Source organism: Haloferax sp. KTX1 (assembly GCF_902410085.1).
Taxonomy (GTDB): domain Archaea; phylum Halobacteriota; class Halobacteria; order Halobacteriales; family Haloferacaceae; genus Haloferax; species Haloferax massiliensis.
Genome location: NZ_CABPRH010000001.1, coordinates 441,692 through 456,361 on the forward strand (window position 1 = coordinate 441,692; position 14,670 = coordinate 456,361).

General features: G+C 69.2%; 14 protein-coding genes. 9 read left to right on the forward strand and 5 right to left on the reverse strand.

What is annotated here, in order from left to right; all coding sequences use genetic code 11:
• Window positions 1-85: 85 nt before the first annotated feature.
• Together FY251_RS02250 and FY251_RS02255 are read left to right on the forward strand one after the other, a co-directional pair.
• The gene (locus FY251_RS02250) at window positions 86-769 is read left to right on the forward strand and encodes a PHP domain-containing protein (RefSeq protein ID WP_148413269.1); all 684 of its coding nucleotides are present in this window, start codon (window positions 86-88) and stop codon (window positions 767-769) included.
• Window positions 769-1,860, forward strand: a complete 1,092-nt coding sequence (locus FY251_RS02255) for an asparagine synthase C-terminal domain-containing protein (protein WP_148413270.1) — start codon at window positions 769-771, stop codon at window positions 1,858-1,860. Before FY251_RS02250 ends, FY251_RS02255 begins: the two co-directional genes overlap by 1 nt.
• Before the next feature lie 21 nt (window positions 1,861-1,881).
• Here the strand turns inward: FY251_RS02255 and FY251_RS02260 are convergent, their stop codons facing one another.
• Together FY251_RS02260 and FY251_RS02265 are read right to left on the reverse strand one after the other, a co-directional pair.
• On the reverse strand, window positions 1,882-2,364 hold the full coding sequence (locus FY251_RS02260) for an NUDIX hydrolase (protein WP_148413271.1): 483 nt from the start codon (window positions 2,362-2,364) through the stop codon (window positions 1,882-1,884).
• 121 nt (window positions 2,365-2,485) lie between these two features.
• Window positions 2,486-3,442, reverse strand: a complete 957-nt coding sequence (locus FY251_RS02265) for a transcription initiation factor IIB family protein (RefSeq protein WP_187367319.1) — start codon at window positions 3,440-3,442, stop codon at window positions 2,486-2,488.
• 261 nt (window positions 3,443-3,703) lie between these two features.
• Between FY251_RS02265 and gatC the strand changes: the two genes are divergently transcribed.
• The 4 genes from gatC (at window position 3,704) to FY251_RS02285 (ending at window position 7,723) form a co-directional block, all read left to right on the forward strand.
• Entirely contained in the window at window positions 3,704-3,982 is a 279-nt protein-coding gene (gene gatC / locus FY251_RS02270; protein WP_004064004.1) for an Asp-tRNA(Asn)/Glu-tRNA(Gln) amidotransferase subunit GatC, read from the forward strand.
• On the forward strand, window positions 3,982-5,253 hold the full coding sequence (gene gatA / locus FY251_RS02275; protein WP_148413273.1) for an Asp-tRNA(Asn)/Glu-tRNA(Gln) amidotransferase subunit GatA: 1,272 nt from the start codon (window positions 3,982-3,984) through the stop codon (window positions 5,251-5,253). The genes gatC and gatA overlap by 1 nt, the downstream gene beginning before the upstream one ends.
• 128 nt (window positions 5,254-5,381) lie before the next feature.
• A complete protein-coding gene (locus FY251_RS02280) occupies window positions 5,382-6,062 on the forward strand; it encodes a TrkA family potassium uptake protein (protein ID WP_089778539.1) in 681 nt (226 codons plus the stop codon).
• Window positions 6,062-7,723 carry a TrkH family potassium uptake protein gene (locus FY251_RS02285; protein WP_148413274.1) on the forward strand — a complete coding sequence of 554 codons (1,662 nt, stop codon included), beginning with the start codon at window positions 6,062-6,064 and terminating at the stop codon, window positions 7,721-7,723. The genes FY251_RS02280 and FY251_RS02285 overlap by 1 nt, the downstream gene beginning before the upstream one ends.
• Before the next feature lie 33 nt (window positions 7,724-7,756).
• On the opposite strand, the gene FY251_RS02290 is transcribed toward FY251_RS02285, so the two are convergent.
• The 3 genes from FY251_RS02290 to FY251_RS02300 form a co-directional block, all read right to left on the reverse strand.
• Window positions 7,757-9,361 (reverse strand): TrkH family potassium uptake protein, encoded by a 1,605-nt coding sequence (locus FY251_RS02290; protein ID WP_148413275.1) that lies wholly within the window; start codon window positions 9,359-9,361, stop codon window positions 7,757-7,759.
• Window positions 9,362-9,470: 109 nt separating this feature from the next.
• Window positions 9,471-10,808, reverse strand: coding sequence for a Trk system potassium transporter TrkA (gene trkA / locus FY251_RS02295; protein ID WP_148413276.1), 1,338 nt, complete (start codon window positions 10,806-10,808; stop codon window positions 9,471-9,473).
• 85 nt (window positions 10,809-10,893) lie between these two features.
• Window positions 10,894-11,430: a type II toxin-antitoxin system RatA family toxin gene (locus FY251_RS02300; protein WP_148413277.1), complete on the reverse strand. Its 537-nt coding sequence runs from the start codon at window positions 11,428-11,430 to the stop codon at window positions 10,894-10,896.
• A 119-nt stretch (window positions 11,431-11,549) separates the two neighbouring features.
• Here FY251_RS02300 and FY251_RS02305 point away from each other — a divergent pair, with 119 nt between their 5' ends.
• The 3 genes from FY251_RS02305 (at window position 11,550) to coaBC (ending at window position 14,666) form a co-directional block, all read left to right on the forward strand.
• Window positions 11,550-12,536: a hypothetical protein gene (locus FY251_RS02305; RefSeq protein WP_148413278.1), complete on the forward strand. Its 987-nt coding sequence runs from the start codon at window positions 11,550-11,552 to the stop codon at window positions 12,534-12,536.
• Between the two features lie 93 nt (window positions 12,537-12,629).
• Complete coding sequence (locus tag FY251_RS02310) at window positions 12,630-13,409, forward strand: FAD-binding protein (protein ID WP_148413279.1); 780 nt, start codon at window positions 12,630-12,632, stop codon at window positions 13,407-13,409.
• 96 nt (window positions 13,410-13,505) lie between these two features.
• Window positions 13,506-14,666, forward strand: a complete 1,161-nt coding sequence (coaBC, locus tag FY251_RS02315) for a bifunctional phosphopantothenoylcysteine decarboxylase/phosphopantothenate--cysteine ligase CoaBC (RefSeq protein WP_148413280.1) — start codon at window positions 13,506-13,508, stop codon at window positions 14,664-14,666.
• The last annotated feature ends 4 nt before the right edge of the window (window positions 14,667-14,670 follow it).

Genomic DNA, 14,670 nt, shown 5'->3' on the forward strand with positions numbered 1-14,670 from the left:
GGCCGCCGGCCACCGTGTGTGAGGTCCACACGCCAATCACACCGGGACCGGGGCGCTTTTTTAGCCTCCATCGTTAGGAGACGGTGTGTTATCGGTCGAGTTGCACTCGCATTCGTCTCTGTCCTACGACGGGCGGGACCCAATCGAGTACCTCCTCGAACAGGCGGTCGCGGTCGGCTTGGACGCCCTCGCCGTGACCGACCACGACGAGATAGACGCCAGCCTCGAAGCCGCGGAGCGCGCGGGCGACTACGGGCTGGTCGGCATCCCCGGGATGGAGGTCACCTGCGCCGCGGGCCACGTCCTCGCCTTGGGCGTCGAGGAACTGATTCCCGCGGGGCTGTCGTACGACGAGACGCTCGACCGCATCCACGACGCCGGCGGCATCGCCGTCATCCCGCACCCGTTCCAGAAGTCGCGTCACGGCGTCGCGCCGCACATCTCCAGCGCGCAACTCGCCAGCGCCGACGCCATCGAAATCTACAACTCGCGGCTCCTCACCGGCATCGCCAACCAGCGCGCCGAGCGGTTCGCCAAGCGCCGGAACCTCCCGATGACCGCCGGCAGCGACGCCCACATCGCGGAGATGGTCGGACAGGCGGTCACCGAGGTCGGCACCGACACCCGAAGCGCCGACGCCATCCTCTCGGCCGTCGCCGACGGGCGAACCAGCGTCGTCGGCAGCAAGACGCCGTGGCGCATCTCGTTCCGGCAGGCCGCCGGCGGCGCGACCCGACGCCTGAAACACGCCCTGACGGACCTGTTTTGATGCGCGGCGCATCTCCCGACCTCGTCCGGCGCGCCCTCGCCGACCGCGACCCGCTCCCCGGAACCGCGGGCTTCGCCGGCGAACTCGACGGCCGACTCGTCCGCGACGTGCTCGGTCGCCAACCGATTTTCTCCGAGTGCGGGGACCCCGAGACGTGGTCGTACGACCACCGCGACCTCGACGATCCGGTCGCCGTCCCCGCGGGGCGCGCCCGCGAGACGACCGGCGGGGACGCCGGCGACGACGAACCGATCTGGTCGCTTCCCGACCCGCCGGCCGCGACCGACCGCGACGCCGCGCTCGACCGCGTCCGCGACGCGGTCTTCGAGTCGGTCCGGTCGGTCGACGACGACGGCCTCGCCGTAGCCTTCTCGGGCGGCGTCGACTCCGCGGTCGTCGCGGTCGGCGTTCCCGACGCCCCCTGTTACGTCGCCGGCTTCGAGGGCTCCCACGACGTCGCCGCCGCCCGCGAGGCCGCCGCCGCGATGGACCGCGACCTGACCGTGGTCGAACTCACCCACGAGGCGCTCGAACGCGCCGTCCCCGAAATCGTCGCCGCGCTCGGCCGGACGAACCCGATGGACGTGCAAATCGTCCTGCCCCTCTACCTGCTCGCCGAGCGGGTCGCCGCGGACGGCTACGACCGCCTCGCGGTCGGGCAGGGCGCGGACGAACTGTTCGGCGGCTACGCGAAAGTCCAGAAAGCGGCCGACGACCCGCGCGTCGAGGCCGAGACGGTCCGCGGGGCCGCCCGCGAGATGGTTCTCACGCTCCCCGACCAGCTCGAACGCGACCTGCTCGTGCTCCGCGCGGCCGGCGTCGAACCCGTCGCGCCGCTCCTCCACGACCGCGTGGTCTCGGCGGCGCTCCCGCTTCCCGGCGCGTTACTCGTGGACGGCGACCGGCGGAAGGTTGCGCTCAGAGAAGCGGCGAGCGAGGTGCTCCCCGAGTCGGTCGCGGAAGCGGACAAGAAGGCGGTCCAGTACGGGACCTACGCCTCGCGCGAACTCGACAGACTCGCCCGACAGGCGGGGTTCAAACGTCGGATGGAGAACCACGTTCAGCGGTACGTCGAATCGCTCGTTGAGTAGGTCGGTTCCGGTCGGGTTTCGCTAGTTTTCCCGTTCGTCGTCGCCGACGACCGCGATGGCCTCCAGCGCGAACTGTACCGTGTCAGGGTCGAGGTCGCTCTCGCGGAGGTCTTCGGGGCCGTACCAGTCCCACGCTTCGGTCCCCGCCTCGCCCGGCGCGGGGTCGATGTCGCGGGAGTCCACGCGGGCGTAGAAGACGTGGTCGATGTGCTGGTGGCCGACCGAGCCGTCGCCGTGAATGTTGATGTCGTAGAGCATCTGCCGGCGGGGCTGGGGGAGCGCCCGGCCGGCGGGTGCGGGGACGGATGCCGTGTCATCGACGAGTTCCGGGTCGAGGCCCGTCTCCTCGCGGACCTCGCGCAGGCCGGCCTCGTGGGGGAGTTCGTCGCGGTCGACGTGGCCGCCCGGCGGAATGCGGATGCCGAGGCGCTCGTGTCGGTGGAGCGCCACGGCGCCGTCGTTGACGATGTACACCGTCGCGGTGAAATGTCGCGTCGTCTCCATGGCTGTGGCTCCGGAGCGAGCGCCATGGCTGTTGCGGAACGAGACGGTGCGGGACAGAACGGGACGGAACGAGATGAAACGAGTCGAGACGCGACGGCGCGAAACGAACGGACCGGCCGAGTTAGGGCAGTTGGACCTGCTCTTCGGCTTCGAGCAGTTCGTGGTAGCGGTTGCGGATGGTGACCTCGGAGATGTTGGCGACCTCGGAGACCTCGTTTTGGGTCACCTTCTCGTTAGTGAGAAGCGAGGCCGCGTAGACGGCGGCGGCGGCGAGGCCGACCGGCGACTTGCCGGAGTGGACGCCCTGTTCTTTGGCGTTCTTCAAGAGCTGTCGGGCGCGCCGCTCGGACTCGTCGGAGAGACCGAGTTCGCTGGCGAACCGCGGGACGTACTGCTCGGGGTCGGCGGGCTTAATCTCCAGCGAGAGCTCGCGGACGACGTAGCGGTAGGTGCGGGCGATTTCGTCCTTCTCGACGCGCGAGACGCTCGTGATTTCGTCGAGCGAGCGTGGGGTGCCGGCCATCCGGGCGGCGGCGTACAGCGCCGAGGTGGCGACGCCCTCGATAGAACGACCCGGAAGGAGGTCGTCGTCGAGCGCGCGGCGATAGATGACCGAGGCGGTCTCGCGGACGTTGTCCGGGAGGCCGAGCGCCGAGGCCATGCGGTCGATTTCGCCGAGCGCCTGCTTGAGGTTGCGCTCTTTCGAGTCGCGGGTGCGGAACCGCTCGTTCCACGTCCGAAGCCGCTGCATCTTCTCGCGCTGGCGGGACGACAGCGAGCGCCCGTAGGCGTCTTTGTTCTGCCAGCCGATGTTGGTCGACAGCCCCTTGTCGTGCATCATGTTCGTCGTGGGCGCGCCGACGCGGGACTTCTGGTCTTTCTCCGAGGAGTTGAACGCGCGCCACTCGGGGCCGTGGTCGATCTCGTTTTCCTCCACGACGAGGCCGCAGTCGTCGCAGACCGTCTCGCCGTGTTCGGTGTCGGAGACGAGGCTCTCCGAGCCGCACTCGGGACACGAGGGCGTCTGCTCCCGCTCGGTGTCGGTCTGCTCGGTATCTTCAGTATTCTCTTTGCGCACGCGCGCGTTACCGGTCGTGAAACGTCGGACACTTTCTGTCATTTGTGTGCGAGAGAAGCAACTGGGAACGGTCGTTCTCCGTCTATTCGTATTGACCCTCGTTACTTATATCTGACGGCGACGGGAGGACGGAATGACGCGGGTTCGCACGGCCGGTCCCGGCCGTCTCGCCGGCGGTCTCGGCCGGGCGGGCTCGCCCGGGGACCGGACGAAACGACCCACACCGAAACTCTTACTCCCGGTCTCCCACTCCTCCGATACATGAGCGATACGCCCGTCGACGCCGACGAGGTCCGACACGTCGCCGAGTTGGCGCGGGTCGACCTCGACGAGGACGAAGTCGAGGAGTTCGCGGCGCAGTTCGCGGACATCCTCGGCTACTTCGACGCCCTCGACGAGGTCCCCGAAGTCGACCGCGAGGACGAACTGGTGAACGTGATGCGCCCCGACGAGGTCCGCGACGGCCTCACCCAGGAGGAGGCGCTGTCGAACGCCGCAGAGACCGAAGACGGCTTCTTCAAGGGCCCGCGGGTGTCGTAATGTCGCTGAACGCCTTCATCACGAAAGAGACGCTCGACGGCTCCGACGACGGCCCGCTTTCGGGCAAGACGGTCGCCGTCAAGGACAACATCTCCACGGAGGGGCTGCGGACGACCTGCGGCTCCGCGATGCTCGAAGACTACGTCCCGCCGTACGACGCGACCGTCGTCGAACTCCTGAAGGACGCCGGCGCGACCATCGCCGGCAAGGCCAACATGGACGAGTTCGGCATGGGGACGACGACCGAGACCTCGGCGTTCGGCCCGACGAAGAACCCCGTCGACGAGTCCCGCGTCCCCGGCGGCTCCTCCGGCGGTTCCGCGGCGGCCGTCGCCGCCGGCGAGGCCGACCTCGCGCTCGGCACCGACACCGGCGGCTCCATCCGCTGTCCCGCCGCGTTCTGCGGCGTCGTCGGCATCAAGCCGACCTACGGCCTCGTCTCGCGGTACGGCCTCGTCGCCTACGCGAACTCCCTCGAACAGATCGGCCCAATCGCGCCGACCGTCGAGGACGCCGCCGCGCTCCTCGACGTCATCGCCGGCCCCGACGACCGCGACGGCACGACCCGCGACGCCGGCGCGGACTCGAACTACGCCGCGGCCGCCGACGGCGACGTCGAAGGGCTCACCATCGGCGTCCCGACCGAGTTCGTCGAGGGCGCGGACGACGGCGTCGAGGCGGCGTTCTGGGCCGCGCTCGACGAACTCGAAGCGCAGGGCGCGGAGTACCGCGAGATCAGCATGCCGTCCGTCGAGAAGGCCGTCGCCGCCTACTACGTCATCGCCATGTCCGAGGCGTCGTCGAACCTCGCTCGCTTCGACGGCGTTCGCTACGGCAAATCCGGCGGTTACGACGGGAACTGGAACGAGACGTTCGCCCGCGCCCGCGAGGAAGGCTTCGGCTCCGAGGTCAAACGCCGCATCCTCCTCGGCACGTACGCCCTCTCCGCCGGCTACCACGACAAGTACTACGCGAAGGCGCAGGACGCCCGCGCGTGGGTCAAACAGGACTTCGACGAGGCGTTCGAGGACGTCGATGTGGTCGCGTCGCCGACGATGCCCGTCCCGCCGTTCGAACTCGGCGAGAGCCTCGACGACCCGCTGCAGATGTACCTCGCCGACGCCAACACCGTGCCGGTGAACCTCGCGAATCTCCCCGCCATCTCGGTCCCGGCGGGCGAGACCGAGGGTCTCCCGGTCGGCCTCCAACTCATCGGCCCCAAGTTCGGCGAGGAGACCATCGTCCGCGCCGCGTCCGCGGTCGAGAACTGAGTCGGTCGCGGGGGGTTCTCGGGCGCTTGGTTCCGAAGCAGCAGGCTATCTCTGCTGTGGTCCGTTTTCGGGCGACGGAACGCCATGCCGATAGTTTTTCCACGACCCGACGCGCACGCCGGAACGTCATGTACATCATCGTCGTCGGCGCGGGAAACATCGGCACGCCGCTCATCGAAATCGCCACCGAGGGCGGAAACGAGGTCGTCGTCGTCGAGCGCGACGGGGCGAAAGCCGAGGCGGCCGCCGCGACGTTCGACTGCCTCGTCCTCAACGACGACGCCACGGTCAAACAGACGCTCGACGAGGCCGGCGCGGACCGCGCCGACGCCATCATCACGACGACCGACAAGGACGCGACCAACATCATGGTCTGTCTGTTGGCGAAGGAGCTCGATATCCCCGACATCGTCTCGGTCGTCCACAACCCCGAGCACATGAACCTCTACCGTCAAATCGGCGTCAACACGATGGAGAACCCCCAGCGACTCATCGCGGAGTACCTCTACCGGGCGGTCAAACGCCCCTCCATCGTCGACTACATGCGCATCGGCGAGCACGCCGAGGTGTTCGAAATCCGCGTCGACGAGGGCGCGCCCATCACGGGGATGACGATTCAGGAGGCCGCACAGGAGAACCTCCTCGACGGGGACACCCTCATCGTCGCCGTCGAGCGCGAGGGCGACGACGACCCCGTGACGCCCCGCGGGAACACCACTATCGGGTCCGGCGACCTCCTGACGGTCTACTCCGCGAAGGGTGCGACGCCCGAGGTGACTGACGTGTTCGGCCACTACGAGGACCACTGATGCCCCGCCGCGGACGAACCGTCTCGGGGTGGCCCGCCGACCTCGCGGTCATCGGCCGCGACGTGGGGTCGCTTCTCGTCATGGAGGCCGCCCTGATGACCGCCACGGTCCTCGTCGCGGTCGGCTTCCGCGAGTGGTACGCCGCGCTCGCGTTCCTCGCCGCCGGGGGCGCGACGGCGTTCGTCGGACTGGGCGCGCGGAAGGCCTTCGAGGGCGCGCCCAACCCCCGCATGAAACACGGGATGATAATCGCCGCCGCGGGCTGGTTCGCCACCGCCGCGTTCGGGTCGCTTCCCTTCTTCCTCACGGCGCAGTTCGCCCCGCAGAGCGTCTTCACGGCGCTCGTCCCCGCCGGCGTCGACTACGCCCAGTCGAGCCTCGTCTACTTCCGCGACCCGCTGCACGCCCTCTTCGAGAGCATGAGCGGCTGGACCGGAAGCGGGCTGACGATGGGCGTCCACGAGCCGTCGCTCCCGCGGACGATTCAGTGGTGGCGCTCGCTCATCCAGTGGGTCGGCGGCGTGGGCGTCATCGTCCTCACCGTCTCCATCCTCTCGCGGCCCGGCAGCGGGAGCTACGCCCTGTACCGCGGCGAGGCCAGAGAGGAGAAGATTCACCCGAGCGTCGTCTCGACGGTCCGCACGGTCTGGAAGATTTTCGTCGGCTACACGCTCCTGTCGGTGGCCGTCCTCTTCGTCGCCATCCGCGCCAGCGACTACGGGGCGACGCTCCCGCTGTGGGAGGTCGCGTGGCAGGCGCTCAACCACGCGATGACGGGGCTTTCGACCGGCGGGTTCGCCGTCACCGACGGCTCTATCGGCACGTACGACTCGCCGCTCATCGAGACGGTGTTGCTCCCCGTCATGGCGCTGGGCGCAATCGCCTTCCCCGTCCACTACGCCGTCCTGAAAAACCGCGATATCGACCGCCTCTGGGGCGACCTCCAGACGCGCTGGCTCCTCGTCCTCTTCGCCGTCGGCGGGGTCGCGCTCGCCGTCCAGAACCTCGTCAGCCTCCCGACGACCGCGGGCTCGGCGTTCGTCGAGACCGCCGACTACTTCGGACTCGCCGGCGTCGTCGGCGGGCCGGAGTCGGACGCCGTCCGCGACGCCGCGTTCCACTGGGTGAGCGCGCTCACCTGCACCGGCTTTCAGGCCGCGCCGCTCGGCGAGTGGTCCGACGGCGGGAAGGTGCTCCTGTCGGGGGCGATGACCCTCGGCGGGGCCGCCGGGTCGACCGTCGGCGGCATCAAAATCATCCGCGGCTACACCATCTCTCGCGGTATCCGCTGGCAGTTCTCCCGCGTGTTCCTCCCCGAGAGCGCGGTCGTCAACATCGAGATGAACGGCCGCCGCCTCTCGCGGACCGAGATGGATCGCGAGTTCTCCGAGGCGGCCATCGTCTCGATGCTCTGGGTGCTCCTCCTCGTCGGGTCGAGCGTCCTCCTCGCGAACCTCGCCGGGCCGGAGTTCACCTACGCCGACGCGCTGTTCGAAGTCGCGTCCGCACAGGGGAACGTCGGCATCTCGACGGGCATCACCGGCCCGTGGATGAACCCGTGGGCCGAGGCGATGTTCCTCTTTAACATGTGGGTCGGTCGCCTCGAAATCATCCCGGTGTTGGTGTTCACCCGGTCGGCCATCTACGGACTGAACCCCTGAGGAACCCCGAGGCCCGATTTTTCGTCCCCGGTGCTACCGCCGCCAGTACTCCGGCGTGAAGATGACTAACACGGGCAGTATCTCCAGCCGGCCCACCCACATGAGAAGCACCATGTACAGCTTCGAGCCGTTGGAGAAATCGAGATAGCTCCCCATCGGTCCGGCGACGCCGAAGCCCGGCCCGACGTTGCCGAGGGTCGCGGCGACGGCGCTCATGGTTTCGAGGATGCTCACGTCGAAGCCGATGCGCGCGGCGTCGAGGTGGAGCAGGCCGGTCGAGACGAAAAACAGCACGAGATACAGGAGCGTGAAGGCGTAGATACCGCGGATGGCGCGCTCGTCGACCGCGCGGCCCGCGAGCCTGACGGGGCGGACCGCCTCGGGGTGGGCCGTCGTGAACAGCTCCCGGCGGAGCGACTTCACGATGACGTACCAGCGGACGATTTTGACCGCGCCGCCGGTCGACCCGCCGGAGCCGCCGATGAACATCGCGAACAGCAGGCCGTACTGCGTCGGCGCGCTCCACGCGTTGAAGTCGATGCTGGCGTAGCCCGTCGTCGTGACGATGGAGACGACCTGAAACACCGACTGCCGGACCGCGGGCTCGACGTTGCCGATGATGGCCGTGCGGATGCCTTCGAGGTAGAGTTGGTCGTAGGTCTCGCCCGCGGGCGCGACGGACGTGAGCCCGTCGCCGAGGAACAGAACCCCCGCGAGGATGGCAGAGATGACGCCGATGACGCCGAGGTAGGACTTGAACTCGGTGTCGCGGAACAGCCGCTTCGGGTCGCCCGTGAGGACGTGCCAAAACAGCGCGAAGTTGGTCCCGGCGGCGACCATGAAGGGGACGATGACCCACTGCGCGGCCGCCGAAAACGCCTCGATGCTGCGGGCCTCCGGCGAGAACCCGCCGGTCGGCATCGTCGTCAGCCCGTGGGCGATGGCGTTGTACACGCCCATGTTCGGGGCGTGACCGGTGACGTTGAGTCCGTAGAGGAGGACGATTTCGAGGACGGTGAGACCGAGGTACGCGCCCCAGAGCGCGCGGGCCGTCTCGGCGATGCGCGGGGTGAGCTTCTCGATGCCGGGGCCGGGCGCTTCGGCGTCCATCAACTGTGCGCCCCCGACGGAGAGTTCTGGGAGGATGGCGACCGCGAGGACGACGATACCCATCCCGCCGAGCCACTGGGTGAGCTGTCGCCACATCATGATGCCGCGGGTGTGCGAGTCGAACGAGATGTCGCCGAGCACCGTCGCTCCGGTCGTTGTGAAGCCGCTCATCGTCTCGAACAGCGCGTTCGCCGGGTTACCGAGGGTCGACTCCGGGTGGACGGGCGACGCGAGGAGGGGGATGCCGTGGGCCTCGATGAGAAACGGTATCGCGCCGACTATCGTGACCGCCAACCACGTCACCGCGACCATCAGGAACCCCTCGCGGGCACCGATGTCCGGCTCGTCGGCGAGCCGTTCGAGCCCCGTGCCGACGAGGACCGTGACGGCCATCGTGACGACGAACGGGAGCACCGACTCGCCGTAGTACAGCGCGACCACGAGCGGGAAACAAAGAGGGACCGCGAGATACTTCAGGACGGTCCCCACGAGACGCAGGCTGGCTCTGTAATCGACCCGCAATTTCATCCGTGGACTAACGTACCGAGCGCCGGGTTCTTCCGTGTTCGGGTTCGCGCCGGATGCGGCGTCGTACCGCGGCGGGGCCGTTAGGACGACCGTCCGGCGACGGGCCGACTCACAGATTCGGGGCCACGTCGTCGATGACGCAGCTATCGACGAAGACGACGACGTGGTCGCCGGGTTCGATGACGGTGTCGCCGCGGGGGGTGATGAACTCCCGGCGGCGGGTTATCGCGCCGATGACGACGCCCTCGGGGAGCGTGGCGACCGACTCGCGAATCGGCTTGCCCGCGAGGACGCTCTCGGCGTCGACTTCGATTTCCAGCACCTCGGCCTTGTTCGATTCGATGAGCGCGACGTTCTCCGCGCCGCCCTCGCGGGTAAAGCGGGTTATCTCTTCTGCGACGACCTCGCGGGGGCTGACGCCCACGTCGACGCCGACGGCCTCGAACAGCTCCACGTACGGCGTCGTGTCGATGACGGCGACGGTGCGTTCGACGCCGAGTCGGGCGGCGAGAAGCGACACGAGCAGGTTCTTCTCGTCGGAGTCGAGCGCCGCCACGAGCAGGTCGGCGTCGCCGATGTACTCGCGTTCGAGGAAGTCCACGTCGGTCGCGTCGCTCTCCATGACGATGGTTCCGGGGAGCATCTCCGCGAGGTCGCGGGCGCGCTCCGCGTCGTGCTCGATGAGTCTGGGCTTGAAGCCGCGCTCTTCGAGCAGGCGGGCGACGTGGTAGCCGATTTCGCTGCCGCCGACGATGACGACCTCCTCCGCGGTGCCCGGCGGTTCGTCCGGCGAGACGGAGCTTGCGAACCCCTGGACGCTCTTGGGGCTGCCGATGACGACGACGCGGTCGCCCGGCCCGATGACGGAGTCGCCGCGGGGAATCGTCACCTCGCCGTCGCGGAGGATGGCCGCGAACGTCAGCGAGTCGAAGCGGTCGGCCTCGCTCACGGTCTGGTTGGCGACGGGGCTCTCCTCGTCGACTTCGAACTCCGCCATCTGGACCTGCCCGCCCGCGAAGGGGTCGACGTCGCGGGCGGCGGGGAGGCCGACGACGCGGACGATGGACTCCGCGGCGAGCAGGTTCGTACAGACCATGAAGTCGATGCCGAACGCCTTCTCGGAGCGCTGCCACGTCCGGAGGTACTCCGTGTTCTTGACGCGGGCGATGGTGAAGGCGTCCGAGATGGCCTTGGCGGTCGCGCAGGCGACGATGTTCGTCTCGTCGTCGTCGGTCGAGGCGATGACCATGTCGGCGCGCTCCACGTCGGCCTCTTCGAGCGTGTCCACGGACGTGCCGTCGCCGTGGAGCGCGAGCACGTCGAGCGAGTAGTTCAGTTCGTCGACGCGCTCGGGGTCGCAGTCGATGACGACGACCTCGTGGGTCTCGTCGAGGTCGGCCGCGATGGACGACCCGACCTGCCCGGCACCGATGATTATCACGCGCACCAGAGACCAGCCCCTGTCATACCCCTGTGTTGGTCAGCGGGCGCGTATGTGCATTTCCCTTCTCGAATCCCCGGCACACCGTCGCTCACGGCCCCGGTTTCGAGTGTACCGTTAGTTCCACGCGCCGCGGTCGCCCCTCGATGTCGGCGACGATGCGCTCGACGATTCGCTCCGCCTCCTTCTGGAGCACCGGTCGGAGCCTGTCGATGACCCACCCGAGCGAGACGAACCGCGGGAGGTCGATATCGCCCGCGGAGACGCTGTCGGGGTCGTACTCGACCTCGAAGAAGACGCGGCAGGCGGCGTCGGCGTCCGACGGGGCCTCGGCCGGCAGGTCGTCGAGCTCCTCGACTCGCCAGCGGCCGACGGCGTGTACGTCCTTGGTGATGGTCCAGTCGATTCGCGTCGGCGGGGTGACGTCCGTCACCTTCGACTCGGCGGTGTAGGTGAGCTTCCACCACGAAAAGTACAGGGCGTACCGCGTCCCCGGCGACCCGTCGCCCGACTGCCGCACGTCACGCAGGTGCTTCGAGTAGTCGGCGTACCGCGGGAAGTCCACGAGGAACTCGTATATCTCCTCGGGCGGCAGGTAGACGACGGTGCTGACGGCTATCTCGTCCACGGGCGTCGAATGGGGTCGGCGGGACCAAAGCCTTGTGGGCGGCGTCGACCCCGTCAGCGGAGCCGAATGGGCATCGCAATCGCAACCTATAATCGGTCGGTGGGCCGACATAGAGCCGAATGGTGGGGGGGACGCTTCGGGACATCAGAGCCGAGATTCGGTCTCTGGCGCGTCCCGACGGCGACTACGCAGTCGTGTGCGGCCGCACGGGGTCTGAGCCTGCGGCCGCAACGGGCCGGCGGTTTCCGGACCGGCGCGCCGCCGGGGAGGCCGCGGAACTGACGCGGGACTACCGGGCGGCGCTCCGGCGATACGACCCGAACATCCCGTACGACGACCCGCTCGTCTACGAGGTGGCCGAGGGACTCCCGCGGGCGGCCACCGAGGCGTCGGCGGACGAGTACGCCCGCTACAGCGCCTTTTGCCACGACACCGCTGGCGCGCTGTTCGAGGCGCTGTCGGAACTCGGTTACAGAGAGGCCGAGACCGCCGCGATGGAGACGTACCTCACGCTGGCCGAGGTCGTCGACGACCACGACGACTTCTGTCTGACGTTGGTGTGGAGCCTGATGAGCGAACTGGACGTTCGCCTCTCGGCGGCCGAGCGGCGGGCGGCTGTCGAGGCGGCCGCGGACCTGTTTTCTCCGACCGCGACGCCGAACCCCGTGGACGCGACGCTTCGACACCTCGAAGCCGTCGGCTTCGTCGAGGGCTACTCAGTGCGGCCGATTCCCGACGCCGAGGCGGACGGCGCGCGCGATGTCGACGCCGGACCCGACGCTCGGGCCGACACCCGAACGGACGCCCGGACCGACGGGGACGACAGCGCTCGGACGTGGGAACTCACTTTCGGCGACTACGCGCTCGCGGAGCGCACCGGCCGGATTCCGACGCTTCCGATCGCCGTGGCTCTCCTCCGCCGGACGCCGGAGCGAACCGTTCGATTTCTCGACGGCGAGGCGCTCTCGGACGGCCGCTGGCGGCTCCGGCTCCGCATGTCGCCGAAAGGCGACGGCGGGCGAGACCCCGGTTCCGCGGGCCTCGTCAGCGTCGAGGCGGTCGAGAACCGCTGGCTCAACGACACGGGCGCGTCGCTGGGGCGGTAGCCCGTCCCGTCCCGCCGCACCCGCACGCCGCGAGATTCGGCAGACTTCGGCGACACCCGCACGGTTTTACTCGCCGCTGAGCTATCGCACGACATGACCGAGACCGCTCCACGAGACGCGCTCGTCGTCGGCGGCGGCGTCGCCGGCCTCACCGCCGCGACGTTCCTCGCGCGCGCCGACCTCGACACCCTCGTCGTCAACGACGACGAGCCGATCGTTCGCCGGAACGCCCACCTCGAAAACGTCCCCGGCTTCCCGGCGGGCGTCAACAGCCGGCTGTTCACCGACTTGCTCTCCGAACAGGCCGACCGCAGCGGCGCGGCCCGACTGGCGGGCCGCGTGACCGACCTCGACGTGCTCGGCGACGACGAGGACCCGCTGTTCCGCGCGACCGTCGAGACCGACGACGGCGAAGAGACCGTCGAGACGTCGCGGGTCGTCGCCGCGTCGTGGTCCGACGCGTCGTACCTCGAAGACACGGGCGTCGACCTCCGCGCCGCGGGATCGAAGACCTACGTCGGCGTGGACGACCTCGGACGGACGGCGGTCCCCGGCGTCTACGCCGCGGGCCGACTGACCGAGATTTACCACCAGGCGGTCGTCGCCGCCGGCGACGCCGCGGAGACGGCCATCACGCTGGTCCACGACTCGGGGGCGGCCTTTTACAACGACTGGGTCGCGCCGACCGGCTACTTCACCGACCGCGGCCGCGAGGTGCCGCCGGCCTGCGAGGAGATCGACGCCGACGAGCGCGACCGCCGCGAGCGCGAGTCCCGCGAGGTCATGCGCGAGTTCTTCGCCGAGCCGCACGACGAACCCCAGCGCACCCACCCGAGCCTCGTCGACGACGAACTCGGGCGACTCGACGAGTAACCGAACCAGCCACGCCGCGGGCGGACCGTCCGCCGGTCCCGCGTTCGCCCGCGGACGCGAATCCTTTTAGCGGGTAGCGGGCGCAGAGACGAGTGAATGCTCGAAGGTGTGAACGTCGCGCTCGGGGTGACGGGAAGTATCGCGGCCGTGAAAGTCGTCGAACTGGCGCACGAACTCCGCCGCCGGGGCGCGTCGGTCCGCGCGGTGATGACCGACGCGTCGACCGGTATCATCCACCCGTGGGCGGTCGAGTTCGCCACCGACGACGACGTCGTGACCGAGATTACCGGCCGCGTCGAACACGTCGAGCTCTGCGGCCGCGACGGCTGGGCCGACGTGTTCCTCGTCGCGCCCGCGACCGCCAACACGGTCGGCAAGATAGCCGCCGCCGTCGACGACTCCCCCGTGACGACGACCGCGACCACCGCCCTCGGCGCGGGCGTCCCGGTCGTCGTCGCGCCCGCGATGCACGAGCCCATGTACGACCACCCCGGCGTCCTCGACGCCATCGAGCGGGTGCGGTCGTGGGGCGTCGAGTTCGTCGACCCGCGCATCGAGGAGGGGAAGGCGAAACTCGCCACCGAGGAGGCCATCGTCACCGGCGTAGCGAAGGCGACGACCGAACAGCCCCTCGCCGGGAAATCCGTCGTCGTCACCGCCGGCGCGACGACGGAGTCCATCGACCCAATCCGCACCCTCTCGAACCGCGCCTCCGGTCGCACGGGCCGCGCCGTCGCCCGCGCGCTCGCCATCCGCGGCGCGGACGTGACGCTCGTCCACGACGGCGACGACGTCCACTACGCCGACGTGCTCGCCGTCGAGTCGGCCGCCGAGATGCTGGACGCCGTCGAGGCCGCGGTCGACGCCGACGCCGACGCGCTCGTCTCCGCGGCCGCCATCTCCGATTTCACCGTCGAGGCGGCCGACGAGAAGATTCGCTCCGGCGAGGCGCGCACGCTCGACCTCGAACCCGCGCCGAAGCTCATCGACGCCGTCCGTGAGACACATCCGGACCTCCCAATCGTCGGCTTCAAGGCCGAGACGACCGGCGACGACGAGGCGATGGTCGGCGAGGCCCGCCGCATCATGGACCGCGTCGGCCTCGCGTTCGTCGTCGCCAACGACGCCTCCGTGATGGGCGCGGACGAGACCCGCGCGCTCGTCGTCCGCGCCGACGAGACGAGCGAGTACGTCGGGTCGAAAGACGGACTCGGCGCGCGCGTGGCTGCCGAACTGGCGGGCGAGTTCGAAAAATAGGGCC

Bases quoted from the DNA above. Each gene is read 5' to 3' on its own strand.
- FY251_RS02255 (WP_148413270.1), top strand. From the start codon at position 769: ATGCGCGGCGCATCTCCCGACCTCGTCCGGCGCGCCCTCGCCGACCGC.
- FY251_RS02260 (WP_148413271.1), bottom strand. From the start codon at position 2,364: ATGGAGACGACGCGACATTTCACCGCGACGGTGTACATCGTCAACGAC.
- gatC (WP_004064004.1), top strand. From the start codon at position 3,704: ATGAGCGATACGCCCGTCGACGCCGACGAGGTCCGACACGTCGCCGAG.
- gatA (WP_148413273.1), top strand. From the start codon at position 3,982: ATGTCGCTGAACGCCTTCATCACGAAAGAGACGCTCGACGGCTCCGAC.
- FY251_RS02280 (WP_089778539.1), top strand. From the start codon at position 5,382: ATGTACATCATCGTCGTCGGCGCGGGAAACATCGGCACGCCGCTCATC.
- FY251_RS02285 (WP_148413274.1), top strand. From the start codon at position 6,062: ATGCCCCGCCGCGGACGAACCGTCTCGGGGTGGCCCGCCGACCTCGCG.
- FY251_RS02290 (WP_148413275.1), bottom strand. From the start codon at position 9,361: ATGAAATTGCGGGTCGATTACAGAGCCAGCCTGCGTCTCGTGGGGACC.
- FY251_RS02305 (WP_148413278.1), top strand. From the start codon at position 11,550: ATGGTGGGGGGGACGCTTCGGGACATCAGAGCCGAGATTCGGTCTCTG.
- FY251_RS02310 (WP_148413279.1), top strand. From the start codon at position 12,630: ATGACCGAGACCGCTCCACGAGACGCGCTCGTCGTCGGCGGCGGCGTC.
- coaBC (WP_148413280.1), top strand. From the start codon at position 13,506: ATGCTCGAAGGTGTGAACGTCGCGCTCGGGGTGACGGGAAGTATCGCG.